Raw genomic sequence first — 24,241 nt, 5'->3', positions numbered from 1 at the left:
TCCGACAGCAGACCGTCCACATCCTCACGGTCCACCGTCAGGTCATCGGCGAAATGCCGGTCACCGGTGGCGTCGGGCACGTACTTCACACAGACAACGATCCTCAAGCTCACGCCGGCTCTCCTACTGCATCGTCATTTCCGGGCTGCCTTGTTGCACGCAGCATAGGCGCCTGATGGGGCGGTTTCCGGTCGGGGCGACCGACGCCTCGACCGGAAATATTACTAGCCAGTACACCCAGCGGCTCACCTATGAGCAAGCGCTTGGAACTGTGATATGCCCAACGTACGACACCCCATGTGCCGCCCGGGCCGGATCAGTCCCTCAGCGCGTTGAAACGGCCCTGGTGATAGACCAGCGGACGGCCGACCCCGGCCGGATCGCCGGTCACGGCCTGCGCGATCACGATCCGGTGGTCCCCGGCCGGGACGCGGGCGACCACGCGGCAGACCAGCCACGCCAGTACGCCGCCGAGTACCGGCACTCCTTCGGGCCCACTGCGCCAATAGGTGGACGGGCCGAACCGGTCGGCGCCGCTGCGGGCGAAGGTGGCGGCCAGTTCCTGCTGGTGCTCGCCGAGTATGTGGACGCCGACGTGCTCGGCCTCGGCAAGGACCGGCCAGCTGGAGGACGAGGCGCCGACCCCGAAGGAGATCAGTGGCGGTTCGGCGGCGACGGAGTTGAGGGAGGTGGCGGTGAAGCCGACCGGCCGGTCACCGGCGGCGGTGATCACCGCCACACCGGCGGCGTGCTGGCGGAAGACCGAGCGGAGCAGCTCGGGGGAAGCCTGGCGGGGGGCGTCGAGCTCGGGCGATGCCGTCATGGACATGTCCTTCTGCGGAAGTGGCTTACGGGGCCGTGGTTGCTCAGGCACCCGGACAGCGCGCACTCGCGTTGCGGGCGAGATCGACGTGGACCCGGCCGTAGAGAAGGACTTCCGGCGGCATAGCGTCAGACTGACGATGCATGGTGGGTGCAGTCAAGAGTGTTCCGCGATGTGGGAGATGCGTCACGGTCCGTCACATCGCCTGTCCCAGCGCGGCGACGACATCGACGGTGCGTGGCTGTCCGACTGCCCGGCGGACGATCCGGCCGGCCGCGTCGAGGACCAGCACGGTCGGCGTCCGGCTGATCTCCAGCTCCCGCACTAGGGCGAGATGCGCCTCGGCGTCGATCTCGACATGGGCGACGCCGTCCACCATGCGGGCCACCTCGGCGAGGGTACGGCGGGTGGCCCGGCAGGGCTGACAGAACGCGCTGGAGAACTGCACCAGGGTGGCCCGCTCGCCCAGTTCGGCGCCGATCCGGGCCGCGTCCAGCGGCCCTCCACGCTTCTGCCCGTCCACCTTCGGCCTCCTGTCAGAGCTCATCGCAAGAGGTCAGCACCGCCGGCCGACGAGACATTCCCGGAGGTTCCACGTGACGAGAATCTCGCGCCCCGAGCCCTCGGAGACTGGCCACCGCGTCGCGCATGGGGCACGATCGGCGCAATGCCGCAAACCTACGGCTGCGTAACTTCCGCCGGGAGAACCCTCCTCAGGCGCTGAAGAAGGGTCTTCCCCAGATGGCAGAACTCGTCTATCGGCCGGTCATCGGCGCCGCTCGCACGTTTTTCAAGGCGCTTGACCTGAAGATCGACACTCAGGGTTCCGAGCACATCCCGAAGACCGGTGGCGCGGTACTGGTGAGCAACCACATCAGTTATCTGGACTTCATCTTCACCGGGCTCGCGGCCCTGCCGCAGAAGCGGCTGGTCCGCTTCATGGCGAAGGAGTCGGTCTTCCGGCACAAGGTCTCGGGGCCGCTGATGCGCGGGATGAAGCACATCCCCGTCGACCGCAAGCAGGGCGAGGACGCGTATGCGCACGCGCTCGCCTCGCTGCGCTCCGGCGAGATCGTCGGCGTGTTCCCCGAGGCCACCATCTCGGAGTCGTTCACGCTGAAGAGCTTCAAGTCGGGCGCCGCCCGGTTGGCTCAGGAGGCCGGCGTGCCGCTGATCCCGATGGCGCTGTGGGGCACACAGCGGCTGTGGACCAAGGGACGGCCACGCAATTTCAAGCGCAATCACGTGCCGGTGACGATCCGGGTCGGTGAGCCGGTGGAGGCGCCCACCGACCAGTACGCGGGCGCGATCACCCGGCGGCTGCGGGAACGGGTCCAGGAGCTCCTGGAAGCGGCCCAGCGTGCCTATCCGGTGCGTCCGAAGGACGCGAGCGACACCTGGTGGGTGCCCGCCCACCTCGGCGGTACCGCCCCGACCCCCGCCGAGGTGCGGGAGAAGAGCTGACGGCCGAAACGTCTCTTCCGGGGGGGCGGGCGGTGCCCCGCGCCCCCGGAGAGCGGCCGGAGTCGGCAGCTCCACGACCGCCGCGTGGGCAGTGGCCGGCGGGAATCCTTTCGACCCCACATCCCGGGGTGAGGAAACGGCACGCCCTCAAGGGCTGCGGCATCCGCACCTCCAAGCCCTGCCGGGCACGGGGGCAGAACCGAGAAGCGGACCGGCGCGGCGGGGGAAGGTGTCCCCGGACCGGGACCGGGACCGGGGCAGGACGCCGCCGGGCCTCAGCCCGTAGTCCGATCCCGGGACCGGCGGTGATCGCAGGGCCGGGGAGGTGAGTACGGTGCGGTTCCCGCGCGCGTGGCGCAGGTTTCGCGTCCCGGGTGTGTTGTCTGTGTGCTTGCGCCCTCAGTCCCGAGGGGCGACGTCCTCAGGAGAGGTGCTGTGTCGCGATGGAACCCGGTGGCGATGTGATCGTGGAGCTCGCGGCCGATCACCGTGAGCTGGAGGATCTGTTCTCGCAGATCGAGTTGCAGCCGGTCGACCACCCCCGGCGGCGGGAGCTCGCGGACCGGCTGACCGCGGAACTGGTCCGGCACACCGTCGCCGAGGAACTGCACCTCTACCCCGCCGTGCGCAAGCACGTACCGCACGGTGCGGCCCTGGCGGACAACGAACTCGCCGACCACGCCAGAGCCGAGCGCATGCTCAAGGACCTCGAAGACCTGAGCGTCGACGACCCGCGCTTCAACGACACGATCGCGAAGCTGAAGTTCGAGGTCGCCTCCCACGTGCGCGAGGAAGAACACGAACTGTTCCCGAGACTCGCAGCCGCCCTTCCGCCCGAGACGCTCAACGAACTCGGCCGGCTGGTGCGCCGGGCCAGGCAGACCGCCCCCACCCGCCCCCACCCCTCGCTCCCGAACACCCCGCCCGCCAACCGACTCCTCGTACCCGGAGCCGGACTGGTCGACCGGGTACGCGACCTGCTCCGCACGCACACCCGCTGAGCCCCCTGGCCACCCGGAGCACGGCCTGATACCCATCACACACCCGCAGGGAGCACCGAATGCCGTCCCTCGAAAGAACCGTGCCGGTGCCCGGTGCGCCGTGCTGGGTGAGCCTGATGGCACGGGACCTGCGCGCGGCACAGTCCTTCTACTCCGCCGTCATGGACTGGACTTTCGAACCGAGCGCACTGGGCAGCGACTTCTCGGTGGCTCTGGCACATGGTGAACCGGTCGCCGGGATCGGAAGCTGCCAAGGCACCGGCAACCCGGCCGTCTGGACCCCTTATTTCGCCGTCAGGGACGCGGACGAGACAGCCGGACGGATCAGCGAGCGCGGCGCCACGCTCGCCGTCGGCCCTCGGGCCCTGGGCGAGGGCCGTGCCGGGATCGCCGCCGACCGGGACGGCGCCGTGTTCGGATTCTGGGAAGGCCCGGCCCTGACCTGGCCGGTAGGGCGAGGCCGGGCCCCGGTACGACTCGACCTCCAGACCCGTGACGCGTTCGACGCCGCCATCTTCTACGCCGAGGTCTTCGACTGGGCCCGGCCACCCGGCGGCTGCACGGTCGACTACGCCCGGGACCACATCATCGTCCAGGCCGGCGGACGCACCGTCGCCACGCTGTACGGCGGCAGCGACGAAACCGGCCCGGACCCACGGGTCCGGCCCCGGTGGAACGTCAACTTCCGCGTGAGGGAGGGCGAGCGGGCCGCGGCAGCCGCCACGGCGGCCGGAGGTGAATCCTCACCGTCTCCCTCGCCTGCCGGCACTCCGGCCAGTACGTTCCTCATCCGCGATGCCGATGGCGCCCTCTTCACCCTGACCGGCGCCTGACGGCAGCCGCCCTCAATCAGCCATGCGGTCCAGTCGGTCACCGGCGCACGACGCGGCTCGTTCTCGACCCGATGTGCATCCAGAAGGACGAAGGCCCGGTCCCCGTCTGCGTCGTCGGCGCCGCACGACAACTGTGGATGGGCGACCGTCTGTTCTCGCCCGGCAGCTGCCGGGCGAGAACAGATCTCCGGGAGTGACGGCTGACCAGACACCGAGGCCGCTTCGGACGGAGACCCTGCACTGCACTGCACTCCACTGCACTGCCCTGCCCTGCCCTGCACTGCCCCGCCCTGCACTGCCCCGCCATGCACTGCCCTGCCCCGCCCTGCCCTGCCCTGCCTCGGGGTCGTCGGATCGGCCGTTACTGTTCTGCTCCCGAAACCGACGCTGCTTGGCACAATGCGTGCAACTGATCTCCTCGGTGATGGGCGGTATGGATGGTCCCCCTGCAACCCGGTGACCCCCGCCGGATCGGCCCGTACCGCCTGCAAGCCAGACTGGGCGCAGGCGGCATGGGCCAGGTGTTCCTGGCACTCTCCCCGGGCGGCGGCCGCAAGGTCGCGGTCAAGCTGATTCGTTCCGACTATGCCCGCAACCCCCGATTCCGGGAGCGCTTCGCCTTGGAGGTGCAGGCCGCCCGGCGCGTGGGCGGATTCCACACCGCGCAGGTCATCGATGCCGACCCGGATGCCGAGGCTCCATGGATGGTGACCGCCTACATCAGCGGCCCCTCCTTGCAGGACCTGGTGCACGACGGCACTTTGCTCACACCCCGGGCGGTGAGCGAATTGGGCGCGGGTCTGGCCGAAGGCCTGGGCGCGATCCACGCGTGCGGTCTCGTCCACCGGGACCTGAAGCCCGGCAACGTGATCATGGCGGATGACGGCCCGCGCATCATCGACTTCGGCATCGCCCAGGTCGGCAACGCCAGCGCCTTGACCGTTACGGGCGCACCGATCGGCACGTACGCGTTCATGTCCCCGGAACAGATCCGGGGCGAGGAGGTGGGCTCGGCGAGCGACGTGTTCTCGCTCGGCTGTGTGCTCGCCTTCGCCGCGAACGGTCAGGGCCCCTTCGACGCCCCGAACATTCCCGCGATCGTACGGCGGATCCTTGATGAGCCACCGCGTCTGGGCGGCCTCGCCGACCCATTGCGCGAGCTGATTGCCGCGTGCTTGGCCAAGGAGCCGGGGCAACGACCGGAGATCTCCGAGATCCTGCAACGCACCGGACCATCACCCCACATCCGCACGGAACCGGGAGCCACTCCGAGACCGGCAGAACCGCTTGCTCCACCGGAACCGCCGGCCTTACCGGAATCACGGAAGTCAGGTCTGCGCCGCGGCCCGGGGCGGCGCGCCATCTTGCTCGGCGGTGTCGCGGCGGCCGCGGCAGTCGTCCCTGCGGTGGTCTTCTGGCCCAGGGACAAGAAGGATCCGGGAGAGCAGGGCGGAGCGGGGAAGGCGCCAAAGAAGGCAGGACCGAAAAGGCCCACCGCAGGCGAGCTCAACGGCAAGGTCCCAGTCGTAGGGGCGGCATACAGTCCCGATGGCGGGACAGTAGCCGCTGCCAGTTACAGAGCCTCGACGGACGACGCATCGGACGACAGAGGGGACAGCGGCTGCATCCAGCTCTGGGACATGACCACCCGTCGGCTCTCCACCCTGACCCTCGGGGAATCGGACTTCCTGCCGAACACGGTGGCGTTCAGCCCCAATGGCAGGACGCTCGCCGTTGGCAGTGCTGGTTCGGACAGCGTCACCTTGTGGAACATGGCCACGGGGCGAGTCCAGACCACCCTCAAGCGCGAGTGGGACTTCGACGACGATTCGTGGTCCTGGACGAACGCGCTGGCGTTCAGCCCCGACGGCAAGGCGCTCGCCGTCGGCGGCCAGGACTACAACACCGGGGGCGAGGGCCAGATCCGGCTGTGGGACCTGTCGGGGCGACGTCCCGTCGGCACAGCCCTTGACGGCAGGCACGAAGGGGCCTTCTTCCACGTGGCGTTCAGCCCGGACGGGCGCTCCATCGCGGCCGGCGGCGAGTCCGGAGTACGCCTCTGGGACCGTTCGAGCCACCGCGTCACCGCCCTCCGCGACACCGTGAGCTACACCAACGCGGTGGCGTTCAGCCCCGACGGCAAGACTCTCGCCAGCTGCGACGGATCCAACTACGAGGCCTCGGCCGGTACCGACCGCGGCGGCATCTGGCTGTGGGACGCCACTACCGGCCGTACCACCACGCTCACCGAGGAGATCGTGTTCTCCGTGGCGTTCCGCCCCGACGGAAAGTCGCTCGCCAGTGCCGGCAAGGAGGGGCTCAAGGTGTGGAACGTGGCCACCGGGCGCGCCTCCGTGCTGGACGACAGCGCACACTACTGGCTGGCGCTCAGTCCGGATGGCACAACCCTCGCCACCACGAGCAAGAGACCCTCGACCGAAGTCCAACTCTGGAACCTCGCATGAAGTCCCTGAAGAGCTGAAAGCGGCATCGGCAGTGCTCCCAAGGGCGGCATCGTTCGGTCGGTGCGCCGGGGGCGGGCGGGGCGGCCCGGGCTGTCCGCACTGCCGCCGGCTCACGTTCGATCTCCGCCCCCTCCCTTGCCCCCTCTTGCGGCAGGACGCGAAAGCCCCAGCGCGCCACAGCCTGCCAGGCGCGGCGGCTGCCGCTGGTGTCCCTCGGCAATTGGGGCTGAACCCTTTGCCACCGACGTCGGATCAAGGCTCAGTGGGGTGTGTGCGCGGTGCGATCTCCGCTCCGGCAGCCGGCGCCGCCGATGTAGTACGCGTTGAGATAGTTCGGGCCTGCGCCCGGTAGCTGCGTGCGGCCGGGGCTGACACAGAGGTGGTAGTCATTCGTGCTGCCGCCCCCTCTGACGTCGACGTGTACCCGCACCGTCGTCGAGCCGCAGTGGTTGTACACGGCGAACTGGGACTCGCGGACGCTGTACCGGAAGAAGCCGCACGGGACGACGGAGCTCACGCCCGCCTGATGCGCTTCCGGACCGCGCTCGAACTCGGCGTGAGCCGGACCCGGGAAGGCCGTCATGGCCAGCGCGGCACCTGACGCTGCCGCCAGGACGGCTCGAACAGGACGGAGGGTGAGCTTCACGAACACTCCTTGGGGGCGAGTCATGACGATGGACGACCAGATGATCGGCGATGCCTGACACCACGACACCTTTTGCGCGTCACACCAGCACCACAAGTGTAACGCCATGCATGTATTCAATGACTCAGTGTCACGGAATCGTGCTGTGGGCCGCCGGCCCCGGCCGCCCCCTGTCCAAGCAGTTGCGGTCCGCGATAGGTTCACGACTCATGAACACCGAGCTGGTGGTGGCCTCGGTCTCCGGAGCGGTTGCCCTCTCAAGCGTCCTGCTCAGCTCCCGGTTCAGCTGGAAACAGGCTCTGCTCGCCTCGCAGCTGGAGCGGCAGAGAGCGGAGCAGCTGAAGCTCGCCGAGCATCAGGACCTGATGAGTCAGCGCCGGGATCCGCTGCTGTGGGCGGCCTATGACCTTCAGTCACGTCTGTTCAACATCGTGGACAGAAAGTTCCTGAACATCTACTACTCGCCAGAGCACGACTCCGATCGCGACTATGCGCTCAGGAGCACCCTGCACGTCATGGCCGACTACCTCGGTCAAGTGGAGCTGCTGCGACGCAAGGTCCAGTTCCTGGACCTCGGCAACCGTGAGAACTCCCGGACCGTCGTCCGGCACCTGACGGCCATCAGCAACGTGCTCAACACCGACGGCTACGACGACCCCCACTTCCGCATATTCCGGAGCAATCAGCGGGCCCTCGGAGAGCTGGTGATCTGCGACAGCGACGACCGGTGCCTGGGCTACGCGGAGTTCTGCCGGCGCCTGGACACCGACGCCGACTTCGCCGGGTGGTTCGAGCCGCTGGCGGACGGCATCCGCGAACTGTCTTCCTCGACGCGGCCGCACCCCAGGCTCGTGCAGCTTCAGGTCACGCTCATGGACTTGATCGACTTCCTCGACCCGGACGCCGATCGCTTCCCGGACCACCGCAGGTCACGGCTGAGCCTGCCGTGAACGAGGGCGCCGTTCTACACCGCCACCAGCTGGTGGCAGAGCGAGAGAGACCGCCGGCCCGTGCATCCGCCGGCCCCGGGTCGCAAGGCCCCGCCCGCCACTGCCCTACGTGCCGACGAGCCCCACAGCGCCCAGGACTGCGCTTGCCGTTCCGCGGGTCAGTGGTGCCACGGCTTTCGCCGGCGGCGAGACAGGCGGGGAGCCCCGGTACTTGCCGGCTCAGCTCCATGACCGCCGAGCGCAGATGTGCGGCCGACCGGAGGTCGATGACTTTCCGGTCGGCCGCACATTCATTCGATCGTGGCTACCTCGCCATCTCTTCCTTCAGAGCGAGGACGAACGCGTCGACGTCGTCCTCTCTGGTGTCGAAGGCGCACATCCAGCGGACGTCGCCGGCCGCCTCGTCCCAGAAGTAGAAGCGGAAGCGCTTCTGCAGCCGCTCGCCGACCTCGTGGGGCAGCCGGGCGAAGACGGCGTTGGCCTGCACGGGGTGGAGGATCTCCACGCCGTCCACCGTGCGCACGCCCTCGGCGAGGCGCTGGGCCATCGCGTTGGCGTGCCGGGCGTTGCGCAGCCAGAGGTCGCCGGCGAGCAGCGCCTCCAGTTGCACGGAGACGAAGCGCATCTTCGACGCGAGCTGCATCGACAGCTTGCGCAGGTGCTTCATGGCACGGACGGCGTCCGGATTCAGGACGACCACGGCCTCGCCGAAGATCGCCCCGTTCTTGGTGCCGCCGAAGGACAGCACGTCGACGCCGACGGTGTTGGTGAACGTGCGCATCGGCACGTCCAGCGACGCCGCGGCGTTGGCTATCCGGGCCCCGTCCAGATGGACCTTCATGCCGTGCCCGTGCGCGTGGTCGCAGATGGCGCGGATCTCGTCGGGTGTGTAGACCGTGCCCAGCTCGGTGTTCTGGGTGATCGAGACGACCTGCGGCATGGCGCGGTGCTCGTCGTCCCACCCGTATGCCTGCCGGTCGATGAGCTCGGGGGTGAGCTTGCCGTCCGGGGTGGGCACGGTGAGCAGCTTGAGGCCGCCCACCCGCTCCGGGGCTCCGCCCTCGTCCACGTTGATGTGGGCGGACTCGGCGCAGATCACCGCGCCCCAGCGGTCGGTCATCGCCTGGAGGGAGACGACGTTGGCACCGGTGCCGTTGAAGACCGGGAAGGCCTCGGCGGTGGGGCCGAAGTGACTGTGCATGACGCGCTGGAGGTGCTCGGTGTACTCGTCCTCGCCGTAGGCGATCTGGTGACCGTCGTTGGCGAGGGCGAGGGCGGCGAGGATCTCCGGGTGGGTGCCCGCGTAGTTGTCGCTGGCGAAGCCGCGGACCTGCGGGTCGTGATGGCGCCGCGCGTCGGTCCTTACGGTTGTGGGGTCAGCCACAGGCGCTTTCCGTTCACTTCCGGGGCGGGCCGGTCCCAGACGCCGGCGATGGCATCGGCCAGCTCCTTGACGTCGGTGAAGCCCGCGAATTTCGCATTGGGGCGCTCGGCGCGCATCGCGTCGTGCACCAGTGCCTTGATGATCAGGATCGCAGCCGCGGTCCTGGGCCCTTCGTCGCCCCCCGCCTTGCGGAACGCGTCCGCGAGCGCGAGCGTCCAGGCCTCGGCCGCCGCCTTCGACGCGGCGTAGGCGGCGTTTCCCGCGGTGGGCTTGCTCGCCCCGGCCGCGCTGATCAGCACATAGCGACCCCGGTCGCTGCGCTGGAGACCCTCCTGGAAGGCCAGCGAGGTGTGCTGGACCGTACGGATCAGCAGCTTCTCCAGCAGGTTCCAGTCGGCGAGGTCGGTCTCGGCGAAGCTCGAACTGCCGCGCCAGCCGCCGACGAGGTGGACCAGGCCGTCGATCCGCCCGAATTCCTTCTCGGTCTTGTCCGCCCATTCCCGGGCGGCGCCGAGGTCCAGCAGATCGACCGTGTCGCCGGTGACGGTGGCGCCCCCGTGGGCGTAGCGCGCGGCGTCGACCGCCTCGGCCAGCCGCGTGGCGTCCGCGTCGGAGGCCACGACGGTCGCGCCGGCCTCGGCGAGCCGCAGCAGGGCGGCCCGTCCGGCCGGGCCGGCGGCACCGGCCACCGCGACGACCGCACCCTCCAGAGCACCGCTCCCGTTGCCCTTGCCTTTTCCGTTCATGGCCACCGCCTCCTCAGACCCGGCGCTCACGCGGCTGCCCGCTCGGCATCCGCGGCGGTGATCCCCTTGGTCGAGGCGATCACGTTCTTCAGCTTCTTGGAGAGCGCCTCATAGAACATGCTCAGGGGAAACTCGTCCGGAAGCACATCGTCGACGAGCTTACGCGGCGGCTGCGACAGGTCCAGCGCGTCCGGGCCCTTGGCCCAGCGGGAGCCCGGGTGCGGGGCGAGGTAGGCGGAGACCAGGTCGTACGCGGCGAACCAGTGGACCAGCTTGGGGCGGTCGATGCCGTCGCGGTAGAGCTTCTCGATCTCGGCGCAGAGCTGGTTGGTGATCTGCGGGGCGCGGTCCCAGTCGATCTTCAGCGTGTTGTCGGTCCAGCGGATCACGTCGTGCTTGTGCAGGTACGCGAAGAGCAGCTGGCCGCCGAGGCCGTCGTAGTTGCGGACGCGCTCGCCGGTGACGGGGAAGCGGAACATCCGGTCGAACAGCACGGCGTACTGCACGTCACGGCCCTGGGCGACGCCGTCGGCCTCCAGCTTCACGGCCTCCTTGAAGGCGGTGAGGTCGCAGCGCAGCTCCTCCAGGCCGTACATCCAGAACGGCTGGCGCTGCTTGATCATGAAGGGGTCGAAGGGCAGGTCGCCGTGGCTGTGGGTGCGGTCGTGGACCATGTCCCAGAGCACGAAGGCCTGCTCGCAGCGCTGCTGGTCGGCGACCATCTCCCGGATGTCCTCGGGCAGTTCGACGCCGAGCAGTTCGACGGAGGCCTCGGTGACCCGGCGGAAGCGGGCGGCCTCGCGGTCGCAGAAGATGCCACCCCAGCTGAAGCGCTCGGGGGCCTCGCGCACGGCGATGGTCTCCGGGAAGAGCACCGCGGAATTGGTGTCGTATCCCGAGGTGAAGTCCTCGAAGGTGATGCCGCAGAACAGCGGGTTGTCGTAGCGGGTGGCTTCCAGCTCGGCGAGCCACTCGGGCCAGACCATGCGCAGCACGACCGCTTCGAGGTTGCGGTCCGGGTTGCCGTTCTGGGTGTACATGGCGAAGACGACCAGGTGCTGGAGGCCGTCGGCGCGGTCCTTGGCCGGCTGGAAGGCGAGCAGCGAGTCCAGGAAGTCGGGCACGCCGAAGCCGTCCGCGGCCCAGCGGCGCAGGTCGGCGGCGAGGGCGCGGTGGTAGTCGGCGTCGTGCGGGAGGAGCGGGGAGAGCTCCTCGACCGCGGCGATCACACGGTCCAGCGTCGAGCGTGCGGCCTCCGGGGACGGCGCCCCCTCGGCCTCGAAGTCGATGGAACCGTCCTTCGACTGCCAGGGGCGAATCTCCTCCACGGCATTCTTGAGCGCGGGCCAGGCGGGATGATCGACCACCCGCCGGTCCGTAGCTATGCCGCCTTCGGCGGCGTCGTGCACAAGAATTTCCGTCATAACACTTCCTCCACGGGAGAACCTCGCGTCAAGCAACCGTATCCATGTGCGGTTCCTTGAGACAAGTGGGGCCCTGGAAATTATCCTGCGCACCCCCCATGGTCACCGCGATTCTTCCTGTGCGGAACGTTTGAAGCGACTACTTCCGCCGGCCGGACCCGCGCAGCGGGTGTCCGCCCCTTCCCCTCCGCCCGGAGACCGTCGGACTGCCGGACCGCCGTGATGCCGTGGTGCTTCGTGGGTAGGAGCCGCACGTGAAGGACGCCGTCGACGGAAGCGGGTTGCCTTGTCTTTTCTCACCATCGGACATCGCGGAGTGATGGGTGTCGAACCGGAGAACACCCTGCGCTCGTTCGTCCACGCGGAACGGGCCGGAATGGACGCGATCGAGCTGGATCTTCACCTGAGCAAGGACGGCGCACTGGCCGTGATGCACGACGCCGATGTGGACCGCACGACGGACGGCCAGGGACCGATCAACGAGAAGACCCTGTCCGAGCTGCGGGAACTCGATGCCGGGCAGGGCGAGCGGGTGCCGGTCTTCGAGGAGGTGCTGGACGCCGTGCGGTCCCCCGTGCAGGCCGAGATCAAGGACGCGGCGGCGGCCCGCGCGCTGGCCGAGGTGATGCTGAGACGCGGTCTCGTCGACCGGGTCGAGGTGTCCTCGTTCCACGACGAGGCGGTGGCCGAGATCGCCCGGCTGGTGCCGGGGGTACGGACCGTGCTCATCGCGAGCCGCTGGCAGGGCGATGTGGTGGACCGGGCGAAGGCGGTGGGGGCCGCGACCCTGGCGCTGAACATCCGCCGCCTCACCCTGGAGGTCGCCGAACAGGCGCACGCCGAAGGGTTGAAGGTCATCGGCTGGGTGGTGAACACCCAGGACCATCTGCGTCTGGCGCGCGCCCTGCGGCTGGACGGTGCGACCACCGACTACCCGGAGATCCGCCGCGCCGGCCGCTTCACCGCCTGATCGCGGCCCCGGTCAGACGAGGTCCTTGACCAGCAGCTCGAAGACGAGGTCGTCACGCTGCGGAATGCCGAAGCGCTCGTCGCCGTACGGGAACGGGCTGAGCTCTCCCGTACGGCGGTATCCCCGCCGCTCGTACCAGGCGATCAGCTCCTCGCGCACCGAGATCACGGTCATGTGCATCTCGCGCACGCCCCAGCTCTCCCGGACGGTGCGCTCGGCCTCGGCGATGATCACCTTGCCGAGGCCCGCGCCCTGGAGTCCGGGACGGACCGCGAACATGCCGAAGTAGGCGGCCTCGCCGCGGTGTTCGAGCTGGCAGCAGGCGACGAGCGCGCCGTCGCGCTCCACCACGAGCAGCCGGCTGCCGGGCGCCTCGACGACCTGCCGAACACCGTCCGGGTCCGTCCGCCGGCCCTGGAGGATGTCCGCCTCGGTGGTCCAGCCGGCCCGGCTGGAGTCCCCGCGGTACGCCGACTCGATGAGCGTCACCAGGGCCGGCACATCGGCGTCGGCCGCGTCGCGAAAGGTCAGCTGTCCCGGGTCCTGGGCGGGGGCGGTGTCCATTGCGGTGGCTCTCCGTTTCTGTGCTGTGGCCGTGCCGGAGCAGCGTAACGCGGGTGTCGCGGATCTAGAGTCGGCCCATGGTTCATGTGCTGAGCAGCCGGGTCCTGTTGCGTCCGGTGGATCCCGAACGGTCACGGAGCTTCTACGGACGGTCCCTCGGGCTGCCCGTCTACCGGGAGTTCGGTACCGGCCCCGAGCGGGGCACGGTCTACTTCCTGGGCGGGGGCTTCCTGGAGGTGTCCGGGCGCGCCGCCGGGCCGCCGGTGCCGGGTCTCGAACTGTGGATGCAGGTCGCGGACGTGCGGGCGGCGCACGAGGAGTTGTCGGCCTGCGGTGTGGAGGTGCTGCGGGAGCCGGTGCGCGAGCCCTGGGGCCTGGTCGAGATGTGGCTCCGCGACCCCGACGGGCACCGGATCGTCATGGTGGAGGTCCCCGCGGACCATCCGCTGCGGTACCGCCCCTGACGGCCCCGGATGCCGTCAGTGAGCGGTGCGGCTGCGCTCCGCGCAGTCGACGAGCACAGGCAGGGCCTTCGCCAGGCCGCCGTCGTCGTCGGCGAACGGGAGCCGCACATGGTGGCGGAAGCCGTCCACGGCGGAGAAGGCCGGGCCGGGGACGATCAGCACGCCCGCGCGGCGGGCCAGTTGGGCGGTGGCCTCGGCGTCGGCACCCGGCATCTCCACCCAGAGGGCCGAGCCGCCGTCGGGGCGCTCCCACCGCCAGCCGGTCCGCTGCTCGCGCAGGAGCCGTTCGGTCTCCGCCAGGCGTTCGCGCAGCCGGGAGCGGCGGTGGGCCCGGGCTTCGGGCAGTTGCCGCAGCAGCTTCACGGCCAGCATCTGTTCCACCACCGGGCAGGAGAGGTCGACGGACTTCTTGATGTCGGCCAGCCGCCGGATCACGGTGGTGGAGGCGCGGATCCAGCCCAGCCTGAGTCCGCCCCAGAACAGCTTGGACAGGGTGCCCACGGTGGCCGTGGCGGCTGGTGGCAGCAGGCCGGCGAGGGAGCGGGGCGCGGCGTCGTCGAGCAGGGACAGTTCGGCGTAGGCGTTGTCCTCGACCACGTACAGGCCCTGTTCGGCCAGGACGGCGGCCCAGGCGAGGCGGGTGGACTCGTCCATGCCGCGTCCGGTGGGGTTGTGGACGGCCGGCTGGAGGTAGACCAGGCGGGGGCGGACGTGACCGGCCAGCCGGGCCAGCGCCCGGGCGCCGTGCGCCCCGTCCGCGGGCAGCGGCACCAGCCGGGCGCCGCGGCCGCGCAGTGCTTCGAGCGCGCCCCGGTAGGTCGGATCCTCCACGATCACCGTGTCGCCGGGCTCGACCAGGCCCTGGGTGATCAGCCAGACGGCCTGCTGGGATCCGGCGGTCACCAGGATCTGATCCGGGGAGGTGGGCAGGCCCGCCGAGCGGTGGTACTCGGCGATCCCCTCGCGGAGCTCGGGCAGCCCGTACGGGAGGTATCCGTCGCCGGCCAGCGCGGCGGTGAGGTCGGCGGCGGACAGCCCGCCGGCCGCCGCCGCGACCGCGGGCAGGCCGTCCAGCGCCCCGCTGGACAGGTCGATGCCGCCGTCCCTGGTCCCGAAGCTGGCGAGGCGGCCCTCGGTGGCCGGCTCGCCCACCGCGCCGGAGCCCCGCAGCCGGGAGCCGCTGCCCTGCCGGCTCTCCAGCCATCCCTCGGCCTCCAGCAGTCCGTACGCCGCCGTCACCGTGGAACGGCTGACGCCCAGCGCCGTCGCCAGGGCGCGCTGGGAGGGCAGCACCGTGCCCGGTGCCACGTCTCCGCGCTGCGCCAGCTCGCGCAGCGCCTCGGCCAGCAGCTGCGGCATCACGCCCGTGCCGTCCTTGGACCACCCGGTCAGCAGACGGGACAGCCGGGTGGGAGGAATCCGGTCCATGCCCTCATCATCGCCCGCCGCAGGCCAATTGCCCTCAAGTGGTCTTTGCCGCCCTCCGGTGGCTCGCACATGATCGGGAGAACGCCGTTGCAAAGGAGCAGAAACATGGCGACCGTGGTGCTCGTCGGAACACTGGACACCAAAGGGCCGGAGTACGAGTGGCTCTCCGCGCGGCTTCGTGAGTCGGGCTGCGACGTGGTGCTCGTCGATGCCGGGGTGATGCCGTCGCCCGTGGGCACGGTCACCGGCGACATCGACGCGGCGGCCGTCGCGCGCCGCGCCGGACACGGTCTGGAGGCGCTGCGCGCCAACGGGGACCGCGGTGCGGCGGTGTCCGCCATGGCCGACGGGGTCGAGCAGATCGTCGGTGATCTGTACCGCGAGGGGCAGCTGGACGCGGTGCTGGCGGTGGCCGGCAGCGGTGGCTCGTTCATCGCCGCGCGTGCCATGCAGGCGCTGCCCATCGGCGTCCCGAAGGTGCTGGTGTCCACCATGGCCAGCGGGGACGTGTCGCCGTACGTCGGCAGCAGCGACATCACCATGATGTACAGCGTGGTCGACGTGGCGGGCATCAACTCCGTGTCGACGCAGATCATGGGCAACGCGGTGGCCGCCGCGGCGGGCATGGCCATCCACCACGAACGGCGGCTGGACGAGTCGCAGCCCCAGGGGCGTCCGCTGATCGGCGCCAGCATGTTCGGTGTCACCACCCAGGCGGTGGACGCCGCCCGGCAGCGGCTGGACGAGCTGGGCTACGAGGTGCTGGTCTTCCACGCCACCGGCGCGGGCGGCCGCGCGCTGGAGAAGCTCGCCGCGGGCGGGTTCCTGGCCGGTGTCCTCGACCTGACCACCACCGAGCTCGCGGACGATCTGGTCGGCGGCGTGCTGAGCGCCGGCCCGGACCGGCTCACCGCGGCCGGCCGGGCGGGGCTGCCGCAGGTGGTCGCACCCGGCGCGCTGGACATGGTCAACTTCGGCGCCGCCGAAACCGTCCCGGAGCGCTTCGCCGGACGCCAGTTCCTGGAGCACAACCCGACCGTCACCCTGATGCGCACCACGGCCGACGAGATGGCCGAACTCGGTGGCTCCATGGGGCGGAAGCTGGCCTCGGCGCACGGCCCGACGGCGGTCCTCTGGCCGCTGGGCGGCGTCTCCGCGGTGGACGCGCCGGGCGGACCGTTCCACGACCCGGAGGCCGACGCGGCCGGGCTGGCGTCCCTGCGCACCGCGCTGCGGGGCAGCTCCGTCGATCTGCGCGAGATCAGTGCCCACCTCAACGACACGTCGTTCGCCGTCGCCGCCGCCGACCACCTCCACCAGCTGATCAGCACCCAGGAACGTTCGCACCCGAACGTCTGAGCCGCACGTCCGCACGCCCGGGGCCTCGCATCCGCGCGCCCCGGCGGCGAGAAACCCACCAACGGAAACAGGAGTCCATCCGTGAACCGCAATCAAGCCCTGTCGCGCCTGACCGAGCAGGTCGCAGCAGGCAAGGCCGTCATAGGCGCGGGTGCAGGCACCGGCCTGTCCGCCAAGTGCGCGGAGGCCGGCGGCGTCGATCTGCTGATCATCTACAACTCCGGCCGGTACCGGATGGCCGGCCGGGGCTCGCTGGCGGGTCTGCTGCCGTACGGCGACGCCAACGCCATCGTGCTCGACATGGCGGGCGAGGTGCTGCCCGTGGTGCGGGACGTCCCCGTGCTCGCCGGGGTGTGCGGCACCGATCCGTTCCGGATCATGGGCAACTTCCTCGACCAGCTGAAGGCCGTCGGCTTCACCGGCGTACAGAACTTCCCCACCGTCGGGCTGTACGACGGCAGGTTCCGCGAGAACCTCGAAGAGACCGGCATGGGCTTCGGTCTGGAGATCGACATGATCCGCCAGGCCCACGAGCGCGACCTGCTCACCGCGCCCTATGTGTTCGATCCCGAGCAGGCCGCCGAGATGGCGCGGGCGGGTGCCGATGTCCTCGTGCCGCACGTCGGGCTGACCACCAAGGGTTCCATCGGCGCCTCGACCGCGCTCACCCTCGATCAGGCCGCCACCGCCGTGCAGGAGATGCACGACGCCGCGAAGCGCGTCAATCCCGGCATCATCGTGCTCTGCCACGGCGGCCCGATCGCCGAACCGGAGGACGCCCGCTACGTCCTGGAGCACACCTCCGGGATCGCCGGCTTCTTCGGTGCCTCGTCCGTGGAACGGCTGCCCACGGAGCGTGCCATCACCGAGCAGGCACGCGCCTTCAAGTCCCTCACGCTCGGCTGACAGGGGCACGGAGGCACAGCGCGCGGCGGGAACGCTCCCTCCGCGCGCTCCCTTGTACTTCAGTGCGCCGCGTACGGCGGTCCTCCCCCGGGCATCGACCAGGGGGACCGCGTCGTACGGCCAGGGGGAGGTGCGCTGTGCACGGATCGGCGATGTCGGGCTGGCTGCTGATGGCGTTGTGCGCGACGACGGGTGCGTACTGCCTGCTGCGTACCCGCAGCGAGACCGGGGAGGGGCGCAGGGCGGCACGCGCGGAGGCGCTGATGGGCTTCGGCATGGCCGCCATGGCGGTGCCGGCGGCCGTCGTGACACCCCCCGCCTGGGGATGGGCGGTGTACGCGGCGCTGTTCGGGGCGGCCTCGTTGCGCGCGCTGTGGTTCGCCCGGCGCGGCAGTCACCATCTGCACCATCTGGTGGGTTCCTCGGCGATGTTCTACATGGCCCTGACGATGGCGCCGGGCGGCGGGGCGTCGCCCGGCGGGCACGGCGAGCACATGGGTCACGGGGGCGCGGCGACGGCCGGGGGCGTCCCCCTGCTGACCGGACTGCTGCTGACCTACTTCGCGGTGTACGTGCTGCGGTCGGGGACCCGGCTGATACCGGTGGCCGCCGCTCCCTCCCCGGCGGGCGGCGGCCTCGCCGGGACCACCTGGGGTACGCGCCCCGAGCTGGCGCTCGCCTGCCGGCTGACGATGGGGATGGCCATGTTCGCGATGCTGCTCACCCTGTGAGCCGGCCGGCCGGTCAAACCGTGGTCTGCGTCACTTGCCGTGCACAGCCATACCCGTGGGTGCCGCGCCCCTCATAGGCTGGCGTCATGTTGGTCTCCCTCGCACTGCTGCTGCTCGGTGCACTGGCCGCCGTCCTGACCCCGCGGCTGATGGCCAGGGCCCGGTGGCCGGAGCGTGAGCCCGTTGTGGCGCTGTGGGTGTGGCAGTGCGTGGTGGCCGGGGTGCTGCTGTCCTTCGCACTCTCCATGACGTTCAGCGCGGCCGCCGCCTGGCAGGCGGTGCGCGGGCATGTGTTCGCCCCGGCGCCGCACGCGGTGGTGGAGGCGTACGCGCTGGGCGGGCACGGCCGGTGGTCCGCCGCCATGGCCGTACTGCTGGCGCTGGGCGGGGTGTGGTCGGCGGTGATGCTGACCCGGGAGATCCACCGGGCCCAGGTGCGGCGCAGGCAGCGGCGCGCCGAACTGCTGGTGCGGGCCCCGCTGATGCCCGGCGAGAAGCCCGGCAGCGGCCGTCTCGTCGTGCTGGAGGGAGAGCGTCCGGATGCCTGGTGGCTGCCGGGCGCCGCACCTCAACTGGTCGTCACCACCACGGCACTCAGGCGCCTGAAAGGCCGTCAGCTCGATGCGGTGCTGGCCCATGAGCAGGGGCACGCGAACGCACGGCACGACTGGCTGTTGCACTGTTCCGATGCCCTGGCGACCGGATTTCCGCAGGTACCGGTGTTCGCGGCGTTCCGCGACGAGATGCACCGGCTGGTCGAACTGGCCGCGGACGATGTCGCGTCGAGGCGTTTCGGACGGCTGACGATCGCCCTGGCCCTGGTGGAACTCAACGAGGACCGGGGCGTGTTCGGCCCCTGCCCGGCGCCGGACGCTCAGCTGCCGCTGCGGGTGAACCGGTTGCTGACCCCGGCGGACCGGCTCACCGCGGGCCGTCGGCTCCGGCTGACCGCGGCGGCCGCGATGGTGCCGGTGGTTCCGCTTCTGGTGGCCTTCGTTCCGGGGCTCAGCGCGCTGCGATAGCCAGGGCCGCCGGCCTTCCGCGAAGATCGCCCCATGCCGTCCACGCAGCTCCCCCCGCCGGTCCGTACGCCTCCTCGTGTCACCCCCTTCGGGGCGGGTGCGGTCTGCGGCTTTCTCGCACTGGTCGTGCTGGTCCTCGTCGCCGTGCGCTGGTCACCACTGATGACGCTGGACCGCACCGTCGCGGATGCCCTGCACCACAGGGCGGTGACCGAACCCGGCCTGGTCCGTGTCAACCGGATCCTGACCGACTGGGTCTGGGATCCGTGGACCATGCGCGCCCTGATCACGGTGGCGGTGGTGGCGCTGTGGTGGCGGGGCGAGCGGCTGCTGGCGGTGTGGGTGGCGGCGACGAGCGTGCTGGGCACGGTGGTGCAGCAGGGGCTGAAGTCGGCGGTCGGCCGGGAGCGGCCGCAGTGGCCCGACCCGGTGGACTCCGCCCATTACGCGGCGTTCCCCTCGGGCCACGCGATGACGGCGACGGTGAGCTGCGGCCTGCTGCTCTGGCTGCTGCACCGGCACGGGGCGGGGCCCCGGTCGTGGCGGACGGCGCTGGTGGTGGCGTGCGTCTCGGTGGTCGGGGTGGGCGTGACCCGCCTCTACCTGGGCGTGCACTGGTTGAGCGACGTACTGGGCGGCTGGCTGCTGGGTGCGGCCCTGGTCGGCTTCGCGATCGCCGGATTCGCCCGGTACGAGCGGCGCGGCGGGCTCCGCGCGCCCGGCCGCTCCTGAGCCGGCCGGGCCCCGCCCTCCCCGGACCGGGGCGGGCGGCCTTGTCGCGCCGCCCCCGTGCCGGGGAGGATCACAGCCATGCAGATCAAGGGTGTGCTCTTCGACTTCTCCGGGACTCTCTTCCGTATCGAGTCCGTCCGGTCCTGGCTGCGCGCGGTCCTCGCCGAGCAGGGGGTGACGGTGGGCGGGGCCGACTTCGAGCGGTACGCGGCGGAGCTGGAGGCCGCCGGGGCGCTGCCGGGCGGCCCGCTCCCCCGGCAGGTCCCCGCCCGGCTCTCCGCCGCGTGGGCCACCCGTGACGAAAGCGCGGAACTGCACCGGGAGGCGTACACCGGGCTGGCCCGTCAGGTGGCGCTGCCGGATCCCGGGCTGTACGACGCGCTGTACGAGCGGCATCGCACACCGGCCGCCTGGCAGCCGTACCCGGACGCGCCGGAGGTGCTCGGCGCACTGCGCGACAGCGGCGTCCGGATCGGCGTGGTCAGCAACATCGGCTGGGACCTGCGGCCGGTATTCCGGGCACACGGCCTGGACCCCCTGATCGATGACTATGTGCTGTCGTACGAGCACGGCGTCCAGAAGCCGGACGCACGGATCTTCCACACCGCCTGCACAAATCTGGGGCTGGATCCGGCGGATGTGGTGATGGTCGGCGACGACCGGAACGCGGACGGCGGGGCCGCCGCACTGGGCTGTGAGGTGCGGTTCGTGCACCATCTTCCGGTGTCGGAGCGGCCCGACGGACTGCGGACGCTCGGACTGGTGCCGGGCGTTGCCCGACAGACATGTGAGAGATGTCCCTGACGCCCAATGGGTCCGATTGTCACATCGGGGCCTTAGCCTGTATGTATGTCCCGTTCTCCGTGCTCCTCCGATTCCACGCGCACCGCCGCCGTGGTGAACAAAGAGATCCGTGACCTGTGGCAGCGCTCGGGCGGCTGCCTGTCCCCGGAGGAAGAAGAGCAGTACCAGCGTCTGCTGGTGGAGTGGGCCGCGGCGACGAGTGGCGGCGCCAGGTCCGCCGCCTGACGCACGGCCCCCTGCCCTGCTGGGCCCACAGACGTCCCGCAGGGCTGGAAGTGCGCCCTGCGGGACGTCTCGCGTTCACGGTGGATCCGGCCGGGTGGAGGTTCCGGTCGGCTGGAGACCGGCCGGTCAGCGGCCGAAGTACTCCGGCTGGGTCTGGACATTGAGCTCGTCCAGCCGTACCCGCTTCGCCGGGTCGGTCCGCCGGTCGTCGAGCTTCAGGACGTCGAAGCCCTTGGCGATGTCGTTGGAGTAGATGTAGCCGTTGTAGTAGTACGCCGACCAGGAGCCGGCCGTGGTGACGGCGTCGGTGGTGACCGGGCCGCGCTCGAAGTAGCCGATCTCCTTCGGCCTCGACGAGTCGGTGAAGTCCCACACCGAAACCCCACCCTGGTACCAGGCCTGGACCATCAGGTCGCGGCCCTTGACCGGGATGATCGAGCCGTTGTGGGCGACGCAGACCTCGGTGTCGGCCTGCGGGCGGTCGATCTTGAAGTAGCTGCGGAAGGCCAGCTTGCGGTGGTCGCCCCTGCCGACGATGTCGTAGATGCCGTTGGCGCCGCGCTTCGGGCCGATCTCCTCGTTGCAGGTGGCCGCGCCACCGCCGCCGAGCTCATCGGTGAAGACGACCTTGTCCGTCGTCTGGTTGAACGTCGCCGAGTGCCAGAACGCGAAGTTCACATTGTCCTGCACCCGGTCGATGATCTTCGGGTTCTCCGGATCCTTGATGGAGAACAGCAGGCCGTCGCCCATGCAGGCACCCGCGGCCAGGTCCTTCGACGGCAGCACGGTGATGTCGTGGCAGCCGGTCGTCCTGGAGACGCCCGGGTTCTCCGGCGCACCCGGGTTGCCGCCGTCCGGGAAGAGCACCGGGAAGTTCACGACCGCCGCCTTCTCGGGCGCGTTGCGCGGCACCTTGATGACGGAGATCCCGTCGTGCGGCGGCTGGCAGTCGGGGAACGTCGCGCTCGGCGAGTACGAGGAGACGTACACGTACACGTTCTTGCGCTCGGGGACCAGCGTGTGGGTGTGCGATCCGCACGCGGTCTCGACGGCGGCGACGTACTTCGGGTTGCGCTTGTCGCTGATGTCGAAGACCTTCATGCCCTCCCAGGAGGACTTCTCCGTGGCGGGCTGGGTGGTGCTGGTGCAGGAGTTGTCGCTGCGCGAGGAGTCGGTGGACAGGAAGAGCAGGTTGCCCGAGACCGAGATGTCGTTCTGCGAGCCGGGGCACAGGACCTGCGAGACCGTCTTCGGGGACCTGGGGTTGCTGATGTCGAAGATCCGGAAGCCGTCGTAGTTTCCGGCGAAGGCGTACTTCCCCTGGAAGGCCAGGTCCGTGTTGAGGCCCTTGAGTGCGTCCTTCGGAACGTTGGCCAGATGAGTGATGTTGGAGCTGTGGACGATCTCGTCCACGCCGGGTACCTCGCCGCTTCTGATGGCGGCCTCGGCCTCGGCCCGCTGGGCGGCGGAGACACCCGTCCGGGCCGCTCCCCGGTCACCGGGGTCGGGTGTCGCGGCCGCGGGTCCGGCCATCAGCAACGTGGCCAGCAGGCCGGCGGCTGCCGTCGCCACGCCCAGGCGTCTGCCCCGCACCGGGCTCGTGTGCAACGAAATCACTGCGTCCTCCCATGCATCCGAACGTAGTTGAACGGTTCACGGACCTCGGCAGTATCGTCCTTGCCATCGTGATCCCAACAGATGGCAACAGAGACGTAAATGAAAGTTTCTGATCGCTGCCGCGCCAAAGCGTGTCAGGACGGTCGGCAGCCAACCCATATGGCCGTGGAGGTCCGCTTGTTGATCCGCCGTCAGACCATGTGTGTACGCAGATCCGTAATCGTCGCGGTGGCCGTCCCGGCCGTTCTCGCCCTCGCCGCGTGCGATGCGGGAAACAGCGACAGCCCCACGAAGTCGCAGGCGGGCGGGGGACCTTCGGTGGTGGCCCCCGGAAAGCCGGGCGAACCCGCACGTACCCTCTCCACCGAGGAGGCCGCGAAGGCCGCCGGGGACGACACCCCCAACTCGGCCGACCACCGCTACGTCCGGATGATGATCCGGCACCACGCCCAGGCGCTGAAGCTGACCGGACTCGTACCGTCGCGTTCCGGCTCCTCCTCGGTCAAGAGGCTCGCCGAGCGCATCACCGCGAGCCAGAAGCCGGAGATCGGCGCCATGGAGGGCTGGCTCACACACAACGGCGGGGCGAAGCGCGAATCGGCCCACGACCACTCCGCCATGCCCGGGATGGCGACCGCGGCACAGCTGAAGCAGTTGCGCGAGGCGGACGGCGCCGCCTTCGACAAGCTCTTCCTGAAGTTGATGATCACCCACCACCAGGGGGCGATCACAATGGCCACCGAGGTGCTCGCGCAGGGGAACAACGTGCAGATCGAGGAGATGGCCGGGGACGTCGTCGCGCAGCAGACGGTGGAGATCAACAGGATGCGCACGATGTCGTCCTGATGGCGGCGCCCGGCGCGCCTCTCCGCCCTTCCGCCCACCGGTGCGATGCTGGAGGCATCCTCAGGGAAGAGGTGCGCCGTGCTCCGCGTCGCCGTCGTCGGCTCCGGTCCCAGCGGGGTCTACACCGCCCAGGCCCTGCTCGCGCAGGACCGGGTGCCCGATGTCCGGGTCCATGTGCTGGACCGGCTCCCCTGCCCGTACGGCCTGGTGCGTTACGGTGTCGCCCCGGACCACGAGAAGATCAAGTCACTGCAGAACAGCCTGCGGGCCGTGCTGGAGCACGAGCGGATCACCTTCCTCGGGAACGTCGAGGTGGGCAGTGACGGGATTCCGCCCGCCCGGCTCGGCGAGCTCTACGACGCGGTGGTCTACTGCGTCGGGGCCGCGACCGACCGGCCGCTGGCCGTCCCCGGCGAGGAGCTGCCCGGCAGTTTCTCCGCCACCGAGTTCGTCTCCTGGTACAGCGCACATCCCGACTGGTACAGCGCGCATCCCGACGCCGCGGCCGGGGGCTTCGCACTGCAAGCCCGCTCGGTCGTGGTGATCGGGGCCGGCAACGTGGCGGTGGACGTGACGCGGATCCTCGCGCGGAGCGCACAGGAACTGCGCCCCACCGACGTACCGCGCGGTGCGCTGGGCACGCTGAGCGACAGCCGGGTGCGCGAGATCCACATGGCGGGCAGACGGGGACCTTCACAGGCCAGGTTCACCACCAAGGAGTTGCGCGAGCTGGGCGCTCTGCCACGGGTCCGGGTCGTGGTGGACGAGGCGGAACTCTCCCTCGATCCGGCGTACGCCGACCCGTCCGCCCACCGGGGCCCCGCCCTGCCCTCACCC

At 70.3% G+C, this 24,241-nt stretch carries 25 protein-coding genes and 1 pseudogene; 16 read left to right on the top strand and 10 right to left on the bottom strand.

Annotated elements, in window-relative coordinates; genetic code table 11:
• From AADR41_RS32210 to AADR41_RS32200, 3 genes and pseudogenes are all read right to left on the bottom strand, one after another.
• Positions 1 to 113, bottom strand: a pseudogene (locus AADR41_RS32210) (electron transfer flavoprotein subunit beta); the annotation flags it as partial.
• A gap of 203 nt (positions 114 to 316) precedes the next feature.
• Entirely contained in the window at positions 317 to 823 is a 507-nt protein-coding gene (locus AADR41_RS32205; RefSeq protein ID WP_342285212.1) for a flavin reductase family protein, read from the bottom strand.
• A 196-nt stretch (positions 824 to 1,019) separates the two neighbouring features.
• A complete protein-coding gene (locus tag AADR41_RS32200; protein WP_342285211.1) occupies positions 1,020 to 1,370 on the bottom strand; it encodes a TlpA family protein disulfide reductase in 351 nt (116 codons plus the stop codon).
• Between the two features lie 194 nt (positions 1,371 to 1,564).
• Here AADR41_RS32200 and AADR41_RS32195 point away from each other — a divergent pair, with 194 nt between their 5' ends.
• From AADR41_RS32195 to AADR41_RS32180, 4 genes are all read left to right on the top strand, one after another.
• Positions 1,565 to 2,287: a lysophospholipid acyltransferase family protein gene (locus AADR41_RS32195; protein WP_124719298.1), complete on the top strand. Its 723-nt coding sequence runs from the start codon at positions 1,565 to 1,567 to the stop codon at positions 2,285 to 2,287.
• A gap of 443 nt (positions 2,288 to 2,730) precedes the next feature.
• Positions 2,731 to 3,288: a hemerythrin domain-containing protein gene (locus AADR41_RS32190; RefSeq protein ID WP_342285207.1), complete on the top strand. Its 558-nt coding sequence runs from the start codon at positions 2,731 to 2,733 to the stop codon at positions 3,286 to 3,288.
• A gap of 59 nt (positions 3,289 to 3,347) precedes the next feature.
• The gene (locus AADR41_RS32185) at positions 3,348 to 4,121 is read left to right on the top strand and encodes a VOC family protein (protein ID WP_342285205.1); all 774 of its coding nucleotides are present in this window, start codon (positions 3,348 to 3,350) and stop codon (positions 4,119 to 4,121) included.
• 437 nt (positions 4,122 to 4,558) lie between these two features.
• On the top strand, positions 4,559 to 6,586 hold the full coding sequence (locus AADR41_RS32180; protein ID WP_342285203.1) for a WD40 repeat domain-containing serine/threonine protein kinase: 2,028 nt from the start codon (positions 4,559 to 4,561) through the stop codon (positions 6,584 to 6,586).
• Between the two features lie 259 nt (positions 6,587 to 6,845).
• Here the strand turns inward: AADR41_RS32180 and AADR41_RS32175 are convergent, their stop codons facing one another.
• Positions 6,846 to 7,232 (bottom strand): DUF6355 family natural product biosynthesis protein, encoded by a 387-nt coding sequence (locus AADR41_RS32175; protein WP_342285201.1) that lies wholly within the window; start codon positions 7,230 to 7,232, stop codon positions 6,846 to 6,848.
• Between the two features lie 209 nt (positions 7,233 to 7,441).
• On the opposite strand from AADR41_RS32175, the gene AADR41_RS32170 reads away from it, so the two are divergent.
• Positions 7,442 to 8,182: a hypothetical protein gene (locus AADR41_RS32170; RefSeq protein WP_342285199.1), complete on the top strand. Its 741-nt coding sequence runs from the start codon at positions 7,442 to 7,444 to the stop codon at positions 8,180 to 8,182.
• A gap of 304 nt (positions 8,183 to 8,486) precedes the next feature.
• Here AADR41_RS32170 and AADR41_RS32165 read toward each other — a convergent pair whose 3' ends face one another.
• From AADR41_RS32165 to AADR41_RS32155, 3 genes are read right to left on the bottom strand one after another with little or no spacing between them, the layout of a single operon-like run.
• Positions 8,487 to 9,566 carry a threonine aldolase family protein gene (locus AADR41_RS32165; protein ID WP_342285197.1) on the bottom strand — a complete coding sequence of 360 codons (1,080 nt, stop codon included), beginning with the start codon at positions 9,564 to 9,566 and terminating at the stop codon, positions 8,487 to 8,489.
• Positions 9,545 to 10,312: an SDR family NAD(P)-dependent oxidoreductase gene (locus AADR41_RS32160; RefSeq protein ID WP_342285195.1), complete on the bottom strand. Its 768-nt coding sequence runs from the start codon at positions 10,310 to 10,312 to the stop codon at positions 9,545 to 9,547. The genes AADR41_RS32165 and AADR41_RS32160 overlap by 22 nt, the downstream gene beginning before the upstream one ends.
• Before the next feature lie 26 nt (positions 10,313 to 10,338).
• Positions 10,339 to 11,736, bottom strand: coding sequence for a DUF6421 family protein (locus tag AADR41_RS32155; RefSeq protein ID WP_342285193.1), 1,398 nt, complete (start codon positions 11,734 to 11,736; stop codon positions 10,339 to 10,341).
• Between the two features lie 319 nt (positions 11,737 to 12,055).
• On the opposite strand from AADR41_RS32155, the gene AADR41_RS32150 reads away from it, so the two are divergent.
• Entirely contained in the window at positions 12,056 to 12,706 is a 651-nt protein-coding gene (locus AADR41_RS32150) for a glycerophosphodiester phosphodiesterase (protein WP_342285191.1), read from the top strand.
• Positions 12,707 to 12,718: 12 nt separating this feature from the next.
• Here the strand turns inward: AADR41_RS32150 and AADR41_RS32145 are convergent, their stop codons facing one another.
• A complete protein-coding gene (locus AADR41_RS32145) occupies positions 12,719 to 13,270 on the bottom strand; it encodes a GNAT family N-acetyltransferase (RefSeq protein WP_342285189.1) in 552 nt (183 codons plus the stop codon).
• 77 nt (positions 13,271 to 13,347) lie between these two features.
• Between AADR41_RS32145 and AADR41_RS32140 the strand changes: the two genes are divergently transcribed.
• The gene (locus AADR41_RS32140; RefSeq protein ID WP_342285188.1) at positions 13,348 to 13,734 is read left to right on the top strand and encodes a VOC family protein; all 387 of its coding nucleotides are present in this window, start codon (positions 13,348 to 13,350) and stop codon (positions 13,732 to 13,734) included.
• A gap of 15 nt (positions 13,735 to 13,749) precedes the next feature.
• On the opposite strand, the gene AADR41_RS32135 is transcribed toward AADR41_RS32140, so the two are convergent.
• Positions 13,750 to 15,162: an aminotransferase-like domain-containing protein gene (locus AADR41_RS32135; protein ID WP_342285187.1), complete on the bottom strand. Its 1,413-nt coding sequence runs from the start codon at positions 15,160 to 15,162 to the stop codon at positions 13,750 to 13,752.
• 105 nt (positions 15,163 to 15,267) lie between these two features.
• On the opposite strand from AADR41_RS32135, the gene AADR41_RS32130 reads away from it, so the two are divergent.
• The 7 genes from AADR41_RS32130 to AADR41_RS32100 all read left to right on the top strand — a co-directional run bounded on the left by AADR41_RS32130 (position 15,268) and on the right by AADR41_RS32100 (position 20,941).
• Positions 15,268 to 16,521 carry a Tm-1-like ATP-binding domain-containing protein gene (locus AADR41_RS32130; RefSeq protein ID WP_342285185.1) on the top strand — a complete coding sequence of 418 codons (1,254 nt, stop codon included), beginning with the start codon at positions 15,268 to 15,270 and terminating at the stop codon, positions 16,519 to 16,521.
• A gap of 81 nt (positions 16,522 to 16,602) precedes the next feature.
• Positions 16,603 to 17,427 carry a phosphoenolpyruvate hydrolase family protein gene (locus AADR41_RS32125; protein WP_342285183.1) on the top strand — a complete coding sequence of 275 codons (825 nt, stop codon included), beginning with the start codon at positions 16,603 to 16,605 and terminating at the stop codon, positions 17,425 to 17,427.
• A gap of 137 nt (positions 17,428 to 17,564) precedes the next feature.
• The gene (locus AADR41_RS32120; protein WP_342285181.1) at positions 17,565 to 18,158 is read left to right on the top strand and encodes a DUF5134 domain-containing protein; all 594 of its coding nucleotides are present in this window, start codon (positions 17,565 to 17,567) and stop codon (positions 18,156 to 18,158) included.
• A gap of 86 nt (positions 18,159 to 18,244) precedes the next feature.
• A complete protein-coding gene (locus AADR41_RS32115; RefSeq protein ID WP_342285179.1) occupies positions 18,245 to 19,180 on the top strand; it encodes a M56 family metallopeptidase in 936 nt (311 codons plus the stop codon).
• 33 nt (positions 19,181 to 19,213) lie between these two features.
• A complete protein-coding gene (locus AADR41_RS32110) occupies positions 19,214 to 19,912 on the top strand; it encodes a phosphatase PAP2 family protein (RefSeq protein ID WP_342285177.1) in 699 nt (232 codons plus the stop codon).
• Between the two features lie 78 nt (positions 19,913 to 19,990).
• A complete protein-coding gene (locus AADR41_RS32105; protein ID WP_342285176.1) occupies positions 19,991 to 20,716 on the top strand; it encodes an HAD family hydrolase in 726 nt (241 codons plus the stop codon).
• Positions 20,717 to 20,761: 45 nt separating this feature from the next.
• Complete coding sequence (locus AADR41_RS32100) at positions 20,762 to 20,941, top strand: hypothetical protein (protein ID WP_342285175.1); 180 nt, start codon at positions 20,762 to 20,764, stop codon at positions 20,939 to 20,941.
• A 126-nt stretch (positions 20,942 to 21,067) separates the two neighbouring features.
• Here the strand turns inward: AADR41_RS32100 and AADR41_RS32095 are convergent, their stop codons facing one another.
• Positions 21,068 to 22,558, bottom strand: coding sequence for an LVIVD repeat-containing protein (locus tag AADR41_RS32095; RefSeq protein ID WP_342285174.1), 1,491 nt, complete (start codon positions 22,556 to 22,558; stop codon positions 21,068 to 21,070).
• A 159-nt stretch (positions 22,559 to 22,717) separates the two neighbouring features.
• Here AADR41_RS32095 and AADR41_RS32090 point away from each other — a divergent pair, with 159 nt between their 5' ends.
• Positions 22,718 to 23,404: a DUF305 domain-containing protein gene (locus AADR41_RS32090; RefSeq protein ID WP_342285173.1), complete on the top strand. Its 687-nt coding sequence runs from the start codon at positions 22,718 to 22,720 to the stop codon at positions 23,402 to 23,404.
• A gap of 78 nt (positions 23,405 to 23,482) precedes the next feature.
• On the top strand, positions 23,483 to 24,241 hold a 759-nt coding region (locus AADR41_RS32085; RefSeq protein ID WP_342285171.1), incomplete at its 3' end, for an FAD-dependent oxidoreductase.

The organism is Streptomyces sp. CLV115 (genome assembly GCF_038448545.1).
Lineage (GTDB): Bacteria > Actinomycetota > Actinomycetes > Streptomycetales > Streptomycetaceae > Streptomyces > Streptomyces sanglieri.
The sequence above is the reverse complement of the archived record's forward strand: the minus strand, read 5'-3'. Positions and strand labels throughout refer to the sequence as shown.

Excerpts from the sequence above, each read along its gene's own strand:
- AADR41_RS32205 (WP_342285212.1), bottom strand. The coding sequence starts at position 823 with ATGACGGCATCGCCCGAGCTCGACGCCCCCCGCCAGGCTTCCCCCGAG.
- AADR41_RS32200 (WP_342285211.1), bottom strand. The coding sequence starts at position 1,370 with ATGAGCTCTGACAGGAGGCCGAAGGTGGACGGGCAGAAGCGTGGAGGG.
- AADR41_RS32195 (WP_124719298.1), top strand. The coding sequence starts at position 1,565 with ATGGCAGAACTCGTCTATCGGCCGGTCATCGGCGCCGCTCGCACGTTT.
- AADR41_RS32190 (WP_342285207.1), top strand. The coding sequence starts at position 2,731 with ATGGAACCCGGTGGCGATGTGATCGTGGAGCTCGCGGCCGATCACCGT.
- AADR41_RS32185 (WP_342285205.1), top strand. The coding sequence starts at position 3,348 with ATGCCGTCCCTCGAAAGAACCGTGCCGGTGCCCGGTGCGCCGTGCTGG.
- AADR41_RS32180 (WP_342285203.1), top strand. The coding sequence starts at position 4,559 with ATGGTCCCCCTGCAACCCGGTGACCCCCGCCGGATCGGCCCGTACCGC.
- AADR41_RS32170 (WP_342285199.1), top strand. The coding sequence starts at position 7,442 with ATGAACACCGAGCTGGTGGTGGCCTCGGTCTCCGGAGCGGTTGCCCTC.
- AADR41_RS32160 (WP_342285195.1), bottom strand. The coding sequence starts at position 10,312 with ATGAACGGAAAAGGCAAGGGCAACGGGAGCGGTGCTCTGGAGGGTGCG.
- AADR41_RS32155 (WP_342285193.1), bottom strand. The coding sequence starts at position 11,736 with ATGACGGAAATTCTTGTGCACGACGCCGCCGAAGGCGGCATAGCTACG.
- AADR41_RS32150 (WP_342285191.1), top strand. The coding sequence starts at position 12,056 with ATGGGTGTCGAACCGGAGAACACCCTGCGCTCGTTCGTCCACGCGGAA.
- AADR41_RS32145 (WP_342285189.1), bottom strand. The coding sequence starts at position 13,270 with ATGGACACCGCCCCCGCCCAGGACCCGGGACAGCTGACCTTTCGCGAC.
- AADR41_RS32140 (WP_342285188.1), top strand. The coding sequence starts at position 13,348 with ATGGTTCATGTGCTGAGCAGCCGGGTCCTGTTGCGTCCGGTGGATCCC.
- AADR41_RS32135 (WP_342285187.1), bottom strand. The coding sequence starts at position 15,162 with ATGGACCGGATTCCTCCCACCCGGCTGTCCCGTCTGCTGACCGGGTGG.
- AADR41_RS32130 (WP_342285185.1), top strand. The coding sequence starts at position 15,268 with ATGGCGACCGTGGTGCTCGTCGGAACACTGGACACCAAAGGGCCGGAG.
- AADR41_RS32115 (WP_342285179.1), top strand. The coding sequence starts at position 18,245 with ATGTTGGTCTCCCTCGCACTGCTGCTGCTCGGTGCACTGGCCGCCGTC.
- AADR41_RS32110 (WP_342285177.1), top strand. The coding sequence starts at position 19,214 with ATGCCGTCCACGCAGCTCCCCCCGCCGGTCCGTACGCCTCCTCGTGTC.
- AADR41_RS32105 (WP_342285176.1), top strand. The coding sequence starts at position 19,991 with ATGCAGATCAAGGGTGTGCTCTTCGACTTCTCCGGGACTCTCTTCCGT.
- AADR41_RS32100 (WP_342285175.1), top strand. The coding sequence starts at position 20,762 with ATGTCCCGTTCTCCGTGCTCCTCCGATTCCACGCGCACCGCCGCCGTG.
- AADR41_RS32090 (WP_342285173.1), top strand. The coding sequence starts at position 22,718 with ATGGCCGTGGAGGTCCGCTTGTTGATCCGCCGTCAGACCATGTGTGTA.